The organism is Jezberella sp., from assembly GCF_964834465.1.
Genome location: NZ_CBAZRM010000001.1, coordinates 275,706 through 285,369 on the forward strand (window position 1 = coordinate 275,706; position 9,664 = coordinate 285,369).

8 protein-coding genes are annotated in these 9,664 nt (G+C 53.0%); 7 read left to right on the forward strand and 1 reads right to left on the reverse strand.

The window, feature by feature from the left end; genetic code table 11:
- Nucleotides 1-37: 37 nt before the first annotated feature.
- The 7 genes from AC1W8Y_RS01275 (at nucleotide 38) to AC1W8Y_RS01305 (ending at nucleotide 9,494) form a co-directional block, all read left to right on the forward strand.
- Entirely contained in the window at nucleotides 38-1,171 is a 1,134-nt protein-coding gene (locus AC1W8Y_RS01275; RefSeq protein WP_482012633.1) for an ABC transporter substrate-binding protein, read from the forward strand.
- 41 nt (nucleotides 1,172-1,212) lie between these two features.
- The gene (locus AC1W8Y_RS01280) at nucleotides 1,213-2,085 is read left to right on the forward strand and encodes a branched-chain amino acid ABC transporter permease (RefSeq protein ID WP_482012634.1); all 873 of its coding nucleotides are present in this window, start codon (nucleotides 1,213-1,215) and stop codon (nucleotides 2,083-2,085) included.
- A gap of 13 nt (nucleotides 2,086-2,098) precedes the next feature.
- Complete coding sequence (locus AC1W8Y_RS01285; RefSeq protein WP_482012635.1) at nucleotides 2,099-2,983, forward strand: branched-chain amino acid ABC transporter permease; 885 nt, start codon at nucleotides 2,099-2,101, stop codon at nucleotides 2,981-2,983.
- Nucleotides 2,980-3,720: an ABC transporter ATP-binding protein gene (locus AC1W8Y_RS01290; protein ID WP_482012636.1), complete on the forward strand. Its 741-nt coding sequence runs from the start codon at nucleotides 2,980-2,982 to the stop codon at nucleotides 3,718-3,720. Before AC1W8Y_RS01285 ends, AC1W8Y_RS01290 begins: the two co-directional genes overlap by 4 nt.
- Nucleotides 3,717-4,493, forward strand: a complete 777-nt coding sequence (locus tag AC1W8Y_RS01295; RefSeq protein ID WP_482012637.1) for an ABC transporter ATP-binding protein — start codon at nucleotides 3,717-3,719, stop codon at nucleotides 4,491-4,493. The genes AC1W8Y_RS01290 and AC1W8Y_RS01295 overlap by 4 nt, the downstream gene beginning before the upstream one ends.
- Nucleotides 4,490-5,239 carry a sulfite exporter TauE/SafE family protein gene (locus AC1W8Y_RS01300; protein ID WP_482012638.1) on the forward strand — a complete coding sequence of 250 codons (750 nt, stop codon included), beginning with the start codon at nucleotides 4,490-4,492 and terminating at the stop codon, nucleotides 5,237-5,239. Before AC1W8Y_RS01295 ends, AC1W8Y_RS01300 begins: the two co-directional genes overlap by 4 nt.
- Before the next feature lie 271 nt (nucleotides 5,240-5,510).
- Entirely contained in the window at nucleotides 5,511-9,494 is a 3,984-nt protein-coding gene (locus tag AC1W8Y_RS01305) for a beta strand repeat-containing protein (protein WP_482012639.1), read from the forward strand.
- A gap of 8 nt (nucleotides 9,495-9,502) precedes the next feature.
- Here the strand turns inward: AC1W8Y_RS01305 and AC1W8Y_RS01310 are convergent.
- A partial coding sequence (locus AC1W8Y_RS01310; RefSeq protein WP_482012659.1) for a fumarate hydratase C-terminal domain-containing protein occupies nucleotides 9,503-9,664 on the reverse strand: 162 nt, incomplete at its 5' end.

Genomic DNA, 9,664 nt, shown 5'->3' on the forward strand with positions numbered 1-9,664 from the left:
CGTCAAAATGACAAACTGTTTTGTTGGAGACAAACGAATGAAAAAGCTATTTTCTGTGCCTGCCATTCTGTCGGCGCTGGCGATCGGCGCACTGACATTTCAACCGGCCATAGCAGCCGACATCACCATTGGCGCTGCGTTTCCGATGAGTGGTGACAACGCTGAATACGGTCAGATTTTCAGTAGCGGCGCCAACATGGCCGTCGAGCATATTAATGCCGACAAGATGCTGTCTGGCAAGCTCAGCATCGTCTACGAAGACAGTCAAGCAACACCAGCACAAGGTGTCGTTGCGGCCAATAAGCTCATTAACGTCAGCAAAGTACCTTTCATGCTGTCGGCTTTCACCGGTGTATCCAAAGCTGTCGCTCCCGTCGGCGCTCGCACAAAAACCGTCATTGTCAACGGTGGCGGTGTTGGCCCAGACCTGGCAACCCTTGGTGACTATTTCTGGAACACCATCCCCTTAGCCAACTTTGAGGTCAAGGTCATCGTGCCTTACCTGGTCAAAGAAAAGGGTTTAAAACGCGTTGCCCTGATCTATGTCGACGACCCACTGGGACAAGCTATTCTCAAAGATCTTGGCACTGAGCTCACCAAGGCCGGGGGCGAGCTGGTTGGTTCTTTTTCCATCCCGACGACTGCTCAACAATTTTCGGGCGTTGCGGCGCGGGTGCGTGACGTGAAACCAGACGTCGTTTACTTCGCCACCTATGGCAACCAAGAGAGCCAGCTCATTAAGCAGCTGCGGGACAACGGCATCAGCCAGCCATTGGCCAGTTACTCGGCCGTGGACATCCCATCGGTACAGAAGCTACCCGAAGCTAAGGGGATCTATTACACCAGTCAACAAATCGATTGGGACAAACAAGATCCACGCACGAAGCGATTGATCACGGACTACACCGCCAAGTATGGTAAGAAGCCAACCACCTACGTCGTCAACTACTACAACTCCGTGCTGACCTTTGGGCTATTAGCAGCGGCGCTTGAGAAAGCTGGCAAACCCGTGACTGGCGAAAACCTGCTTGCTCAAAGACAGGCAACACCAAGCTTCGATTTTGCTGGTTCAACCGTTTCGTTTGAAACAGATGGTACCGTCAAAGCGCCGATTCAGATCATGGAGATCGCCGGCGACGGCACGGGCAAGGTCTTGGTCCCGGGCAAATAACAACCAACTGCTCTCTTTAAGCGGTTCTGGGTAGACATGCCATGCTGATTGTGCAACTCATCTTTAACGGCCTGCAAACGGGTGCGCTGTACGCTTTGATTGCGGCCGGCTTTTCGCTCATTTTTGGCATGACGCGAATTTTCCATGCAGCACACGGGGCAACCTTCACGATTGCGGGTTACGCATTTTTCGAAATGTATAGCGTCGCTCATTTAGGGTGGCCAATCGCAGCGGTGACTTCAATCCTGGTGGCAGCCTTGTTTGGCATGCTGCTTGATCGTTGGGTGTACGCCATTATTCAACGCCACGAGGGATCTTTTTTCACAGTGTTCGCAGCCTCCTTCGGTGTTGCAATCGTTGTGCAAAACCTCATCGCAATGGCTTTCGGTCGCGGCCTCGTCACGATCAGCACACCTCTGAGTAAAAGCATCGAACTGGCACCGGGCTTATTTGTAGCGCCCATGCTTGCCATTGTGCTGATCTGCGCAGTTGTCTGCTTTGCCCTCTTGCAATATTTACTCACTCAGACCAACATGGGAATTGCACTGCGTGCTTTGGGTGAGAATCCGGTGCTGATCGACGTTTACGGGCTGACTCAACGAAAAATATCCCAATTCGCCTTTTTGATTGGATCGATATTAGTCGTACCTGCCGCGATTTTAACGGCGGCGACTTCGGGGTTAAACCCTTCCATGTCCCACCACGTGATGCTCATTAGTCTGGCAGCAACCATTGTGGGTGGGGTCGGCAGTCTCAGAGGGGCAGCGCTGGCAGGCCTCTTGCTTGGCATGGCTGAGAATCTTTGTCTGGCAATGATAGACCCTCAATGGAGCGAGGCCGTCACCTTCGTCATCCTGTTTCTCTTCATCTTGTTCAGGCCCGGTGGCGTCTACGGCCGCGCCGTCATCTCCTGAGTCGGGCAAAAAAATGATCGCCTACCTCCAAAATATCGCCGTGCTTTTTTGTGTCAACGGCATTCTAGCTCTGACCCTAAATTTCATTATGGGTTATGCCGGGATTTATTCACTTGCTCATACGATCTTTTTTGGGATCGGAGCCTATACCGCCGCTTATCTGGCATTGCATGTCACCGACTCTCTGATGATTTGCTTGCTGGCAGCATTTGGCCTCTCGGCACTCGTGTCAATGGCACTGGCGTTGCCGGCCTTGAGAGTGAGGGGCGAGTATTTTGTGGCAGCCTCACTGGGCCTGCAAGTCATCGGCGTGACGATCTTTGCCGAATGGAAGTCTGTCACTGGCGGTTTAGGTGGGATGATTGGCATCCCAAGACCCAAACTCTTGGGCTATGTATTCAATGACGACACCGCCTTTTTAATGCTGTCTGTGGTGATGCTGCTCGCGGTACTTGGGATCATCAGCCTGCTGGTGAGAGGCAGTTTCGGTCGCAGCCTCATGGCGATCAGAGACAGCGAATCAGCTGCGCAAGCTTATGGCAAACGCGTGAATGCGATTAAAACGCTTTCGGTCGCCATCTCTTCTGGATTGGCAGCCATTGCAGGGGTGCTCTACGCTTTTTACATGAGCTTCATCAATGTCGAAGGTTTCACGCTCGAAACCTCAATCTTATTGATGGCGATGGTGATTATCGGTGGCACGGGCACGTTGCTTGGGCCGGTCGCTGGGGCCGCATTATTGATGACCTTGCCCGCTGCGTTGACCTACCTGCCTTTTCTGCCAGCCGGCGAACTGGGGGCCATTCAGCAGATCGTCTATGGTGCCGCGATGGTGTTGCTGATGATTTTTCGCCCTGGCGGTTTAGTCGGTGGACGCAGCAAGGAGAAATCCGCATGAGTGCGACCGACATTCTTCTTCAGATCCGCGGGTTGAATAAAAATTTTGGCGGGCTTCAAGCAATCTCGGATGTGACGCTGGATTTACCTGCTGGTGTCATCACGACGCTCGTTGGCCCGAATGGCGCAGGCAAAACAACCTTGTTTAATTTGATCACGGGCCACTTGTTGCCGACCACAGGTACGGTTCATTGGCTCGGCACCCAAGTCAATGGCATTGAGCCTTGGCGAATTGCTCGCATGGGGATTGCGCGTACTTTTCAAGATTTACGTCTTTTCAATCAGATGACCGTCGAAGAAAACATCATGACAGTCATGGAGCGCGGCAGTTGGATTTGGCAGTCTGGACAAACCAGACATGCACAACGGATTGAACGGGTACTCACTGAGACCGGATTGCTAGAAAAGCGTCATGAGCGAGCCGTTGATCTGGCATATGCAGAAAGAAAGTTCTTGAGCCTCGCTCGCATCATGGCAAGCGAAGCCAAACTGTGGTTGCTAGACGAACCCGCCTCTGGGCTTGACCCACGCTCGTTCGACAAATTCGTCGCCTTATTGCGTCAGTATGCGGCAAGCGGTGTCACCATCTGCATCATCGAACACAATCTCGATATCGTCATTCAGCTGTCCGACCGAGTAGCCTTTTTAGATCAAGGCAAACTGCTGGCTCAAGGCAGTTCAGAGGATATTCTCAAAGATCCTCATCTTGCTGCCATCTATTTCGGAGACCACGCATGAGTCACTCAATGGACGTGGGCCACACCGCTGCGATGCAAAAGGAGCTTAACAACAGACCACTCAAGGGCCCCTTTCTCGAAGCCCTGAATCTGCAGGTGGGTTATGGAGGGCGACCCGTTTTGTCAGACTTCAATCTGAGGCTCGAATATAACGAGGTGCTCTGCTTAATTGGTCACAATGGCGCCGGAAAATCTACGTTACTCAAAGCATTATTTGGCTTGATCCATCTTGAACAGGGCAGCCTGAAGCTGGAGGGACAAACGATGGTCAAACCTAGTCCTAAATCCATGAGTGCTGCTGGTATTGCTCTCGTGCCGGAAGGACGTGGGGTGTTTCCCGGTCTGACCGTTGCAGAGATCATGCGACTGGGCTTTTGGGCAAACGGCACACCCAAGGGCGAGCAAGCCGCTCGTCTGGATTGGGTGATGCAAGTGCTCCCCATGATCAAGAAATTCTATCAGCAGCGCGCAGGAACCTTATCTGGCGGGCAGCAGCAGATGGTGTCCTTAGGACGAGCGTTGCTCAGTCAGCCTCGCTGTCTGCTCTTGGATGAGCCGTCCATTGGTCTTGCGCCGAAATTGTTTCAAGACTTACTTGGCCCCATTCGGACATTGCAAAAAGAACGTAAGATGTCGATCCTGATCGTTGAGCAAAACGTCAAAGAGGCGCTCAAAATCTCTGACCGAGTCATGGTCATGAAATCCGGCGAGTTGATCAAAGAAGGTAGCCCGGACGCCTTTGCCGACAACACGCAGTTAATGGAGTTGTATTGAGTCATTCGTATTTAGTGATCGCCCTGGGGTCAGTGATTTTTGTCATGGCAGGGGTGATTAAAGGCGTTCTAGGGATGGGCCTGCCCACCTTCGCCATTGGCGTGCTTAGTCTCATTATCCCGCCCGTGGAGGCAGCAGGCATGCTCGTGATCCCCTCTCTGCTCACGAATATTTGGCAACTCTTGAACGGCCCGCATTTTGGTGGCCTGACAAAGCGCTTCAATACCTTGTTGCTGGCGATCTGTGTGGGCACGCCGTTGGGCATTATGTTCATGACGAGCGGCGCAACGCATCTGGCGAACATCGTTTTGGGTTGCGTTCTTGCTTTTTATGGGGTCTTTGGTCTGAGCAATGCCCGCTTCGTCGTGCGTCCCGCATCTGAAAAGTGGGCGTCGCCGGCGGCAGGCTTCACCACTGGTGTCATCATGGGGGCAACCGGCATCTCGGTGATGCCCGTGGGCCCTTACTTTGCCGCGCTTGGTTTAGAAAAAGACGATCTTATCCAAGCCCTAGGTTTAACGTTTACCGTTTCATCGCTTGTCTTAGCACTAGGGTTATTTTTTACCCATCAGTTTCGGCTCGATGTTGCGACCAACTCAATGATCGCCCTCATCCCCGCTTTCGCGGGCATGTACCTCGGACAATCCATCCGCGGCATGATTTCACAGCAAATCTTCAAGAAGTGTTTTCTTGGCGGATTGGTCGTGCTGGGATCTTACATGGCAATCTCCGCACGCTGGCACTAACGCCGTGCACGTCATTTGAACGCTAGCCGGCAGAACTGGGTCATGAGACCTGTTCGCCTCGTTCCCTAAGCCTCTTAAAAAAAATTCGGTCCTTCTCGAACGGGCAACACACTCTGCCCGACCAAGCGGATTAATATCGTCGTGCCAACTTTTAAATGGTATTTTTCTTACAACAAAAATAGAAAAAAGCTTACATTTTAAGTGAGCCGGATTTACCATTGGTTATCAAGAATAACAAGCATCGCTTAGGTATCGATGCCTATGCTTGCCCATGACTGGCGTTATTGCTGCGACCAATAATTCAAACCTTGTAACAACAAAAATGAATATGAATCCATCAAATAAAAACTGCACGGCTCATCGCTGCCAACTGAATCAAGCATCCGAAAACATTTTCAACAGTCGTGGTTTGGTAGTGCTAGCTGTCGCCTTATTTGCCGGACATGCCGCGGCTTACGCGAGCTGTGGCATCACAGGCACCGCGGGCACGAATGGTGCGCAAGGCGGCGTGGGCGGCGGTGGCTCTGCCGCAACTGTCTATACAACATCTCAAGGTGATCTCACGATCTCAACGACATGCGGTGGCAATGGGGGGCAAGGCGGCACCAGCAGTTCGCCAACGAATGCAGGAGGTAATGGCGGTAGTGGCGCCCTGGGGGTTTACAACTCTGTGTCGAGCAGCACGATTAACAGCATCACCATCAACAGCGGTGAAACCGTGGCGGGCGGGAACGGGGGTAACGCTGGCACGGGCGGTACGAGCAGTTCAGGCGCTGATGGTGGTACCGCCAGTTCGGGTCTGAAGAACGCAGGAACCATCACTACGTTAACCAATAACGGGACGATAACGGGTGGACAAGGGGGGGCCGCAAGCGCAGGCTCGACCGGTGCGGGCGGCACTGGTGGTGGTACTGCTAATGGGGTTTACAACTTCGCCGGAACCATCGGTACGTTAAACAATAATGGACAGATTACCAGCGGGGCCAGTGCCAACGGCGGTGCTGGTGGCACTGCAGGCAACGGCGGTGCTGCTGGTAGCAGTTTTCCAGCACTCTACAACTCCGGCACGATCACCACCGTGAACAATAGCGGCACCATTTCGGGTGGGACCGCAGGCAATGGCGGGGGCGCAACTGGCGCTGGCAATACGGGTGGCAATGGCGCCACAGGCAACGCTGCATTGTTAAATGCAGGTGGATTGATCCAAACGCTGAACAACACAGGCACCATCACGGGGGGTGCCGGCGGTTCAGGCGGTGCGACAACGGGGGCCAACAGCACTGGGGGGGCGGGTGGTGCTGGTGCCAATGGGATCAAGAACGAAACTTCCGGACAGATCACGACGTTAAACAATAGTGGTTCAATCACTGGTGGTAATGGTGCTGCAGGCGGATCCTCATCGGGCACTGGCGGGACAGCAGGCGCGAATGGCACCGCCGCTTCGGCGGTCAATAATGACAGCACCTCTACGATTACAACACTCATCAACACCGGCACCATCACAGGCTCAGCGACTGGAACTGCTACGCTGGGCATTTCTGGCGTTGGCGGCAATGCGATCGGAAATTCCGGCACCATCAGCACGCTCACCAACTCGGGCACCATGACAGGCGGTGGCGTTGCTGGTGTAGGAATTAGAAACAGCGGCACGATCACAACCCTAACCAATAACGGCACACTCTCTGGGCAAACCGCCGGCCTATATAACTCTGGCAGTATCGGATCTAGCGCAAGCAATGGATTGACCAATTACGGCACAATCCAAGGGGGGATTAGCAATACTGGGGGCACCATTTCGGCCTTGAATAATCAGCAAGGTGCAAGCGGTAGCGCCTTGAGCTACACGGGCACCTTGCCCACGGCTTATAACCCGATTATTGCTAGCACGAGCAATTATGGACAGCTGTCAATATCAGCAGTTTCAGGAACCTCAGCCTTTGGCATTTCGTCAGCCTCAACGACCAGCACCTCGATTATCAACAAATCCTTTACAGCAGTTTTACAAGGCTTTGGCAACACGCTCTCGACTTACTTGACTGGCCTTACCCTGACCGGATCGACTTACACAGGTTCTTCATCAGGATACTCATATGCTTTAACCGAAGAAGGTAGCACTGGTACTTGGGACTTAACCATTACGGCGTGCAGTGTCTGTAGTGCGAATGGAAGTACAAGCGGCACCAGCAGCAGTGGCACTTCCACGACACCGGCAATAACGAACATTATCAGCGGCGCGAAAGCAACGGCCGCGACGCTTGGTCATTCATATAACCCAGTGTTGGCGGGCGGTACGCTCGTCTTGAGCGCCGGGGATCAGATCAGCACGCCGATTCTGGTCACCAGTTCGGGTGGAATGGTGCAACAACCGACCTCTGGCAACGCAACAGTGTCTGGCCTTTTTTCTGGGGTGGGCGGTTTAACCTTCACAGGCACTGGCAATACCCTCCTGATGGGGACGAACACCTATTCGGGCGGCACGACGGTTTCCGGCGGTACGCTAACGGTTGCAGGTGCAGCCCCGACGGGATCAGGCGACGTCGTTGTTTCGACACCCGCAACACTGATGGGTAGCGGAACCATTTCGGGCAACGTCATTGTTTACGGCATCCTGAAACCCGGAAACTCACCAGGGTATCTGAGCGTCTCTCAAAGTGTCACATTGAACGCAGGGTCTGTTTACCAGCAAGATATTGCGGGCATCTCGCAGGCAAGCAGTAGTTCGCCAAGTGGCGCAAGTGGCTATTACTCGTTCTTGAGCGTTAATGGCCAACTGACTATCAATTCAGGGACAATCTTAAACCCTAGGCTGCAGAACCTGTTTCAAACCACCGAGTCGGGGTACGGTAGTGCACCCTACGTGCCAAGCCTAGGCGATACGTTTCGAATCATTACGGCAGCAACGGGGATTACTGGCACCTTCTCAACGATCTCACAGCCGTCGGGTTTAGCGTCAGGGACGCAGTTCATCCCCTTTTACAATTACTCAGGAAGCAACAGCGTCGATCTCGCTGTAGTCCCAACGTCCTATCCTACGACGCTCGCCAACAACAGCACCAATGTGCAGGCGATTGCGTCAGTCTTGGATAAATTAAGTGCCGTTCAAGTTGCAGGCACCGCCAGCAGCACGCAGACAAACCTTATGTACTCAACAGCAACGCAAACGGCAGCTTCACTTCCTCGCTTCGCGCAATCTTTGACCGGTGAAATCTACGCCGATACCGTGGCGGTCATTCCACAAACAAGTCAACGGGTACAGAGTGCCGTTATAGCTCATCTGTCGGATGTGGCAATCCCTCTCGGCGCTGGCAACCTCAATGCCTCGATGCCTTTGAATACGAACAGCGTCACCGCACAAAACCCTTTGGGTCTCACCACAGGCGCTTACAGTACCAATCCAGCAGTTGATCCTGTGAAGGATATGGCAGGACTTTATAAGCAGAATATCTGGGGAGAAATTGCTTATCAGTACGGCAATAGATCCGGCGACTCAAACGCCAATGGATTTAACAGCAATCTGTATCAAGCGGTCTTCGGGGCCGATCTATATCAAGAAGGTGCGAGCAAAGCAGGTGCAGGGTTCTCACTCTCGACCACCAATGTCTCAATGAGCCAAGGCACTGGAACAATCGGCCAAGGCTCTATCTTTGTGTACGGCAAGGCGCCTGTCTTGCAGGATTATGTGCTGAGCGGCATGGCTAGCTTTGGGTTGAGTTCTACCGACGTTAGTCGCACAGATCCGACCTCGAGCAGTAACCTCAAAGCACGAGGCATTCGAGGTAATGATGTGCTGCTCAGCGCAGATATCAGCAGACCCATCGACCTCAACGATGTGGTTGTCACACCTTATGTTCGAACAACTTGGCAAATGGTGAATCAATCATCGTTTGATGAGGGTAACGCAAGTGCAGCTGCGCTCAGTGTGAACAGCTACTCGGGTAACAGCCTGCGAGGTTTGTTAGGGGTATCGCTTGGTTCAAAAAATAAAAACCCGATGAGCGAACCATTTACCTACAAAGTCAATCTTGCTGTTGGTGCAGACACCAACAGCCTGATCAATCCTACGTTGAATACCAATCTCGCTGGCTACGGCACCACCGTTCAGGCGTCAAACATTGGCAATACTTTTGTGCAAGCTGCGCTGTACGGAACTGCCAGATTTACCGACAACGCATACGGTTTTGCGGAACTCTCCGGTGAAACACGCGCACGCCAAACGCTGGGGGGTGTCACCGTTGGCGTGAGAGTTCAATTTTAAATGCGCACTCAGGCCACCACCACCGGTATCCCCGCGATCTTCGCCGACCATTCTTTAGGCCCTGTCGTATGCACCGACACGCCTTCAGCATCGACTGCAACAGTCACGGGCATATCTTCAACGTCAAACTCATAGATTGCCTCCATCCCCAGATCTTCAAACGCCAGAAC

Excerpts from the sequence above, each read along its gene's own strand:
- AC1W8Y_RS01295 (WP_482012637.1), top strand. The coding sequence starts at position 3,717 with ATGAGTCACTCAATGGACGTGGGCCACACCGCTGCGATGCAAAAGGAG.
- AC1W8Y_RS01280 (WP_482012634.1), top strand. The coding sequence starts at position 1,213 with ATGCTGATTGTGCAACTCATCTTTAACGGCCTGCAAACGGGTGCGCTG.
- AC1W8Y_RS01285 (WP_482012635.1), top strand. The coding sequence starts at position 2,099 with ATGATCGCCTACCTCCAAAATATCGCCGTGCTTTTTTGTGTCAACGGC.
- AC1W8Y_RS01305 (WP_482012639.1), top strand. The coding sequence starts at position 5,511 with ATGACTGGCGTTATTGCTGCGACCAATAATTCAAACCTTGTAACAACA.
- AC1W8Y_RS01290 (WP_482012636.1), top strand. The coding sequence starts at position 2,980 with ATGAGTGCGACCGACATTCTTCTTCAGATCCGCGGGTTGAATAAAAAT.
- AC1W8Y_RS01275 (WP_482012633.1), top strand. The coding sequence starts at position 38 with ATGAAAAAGCTATTTTCTGTGCCTGCCATTCTGTCGGCGCTGGCGATC.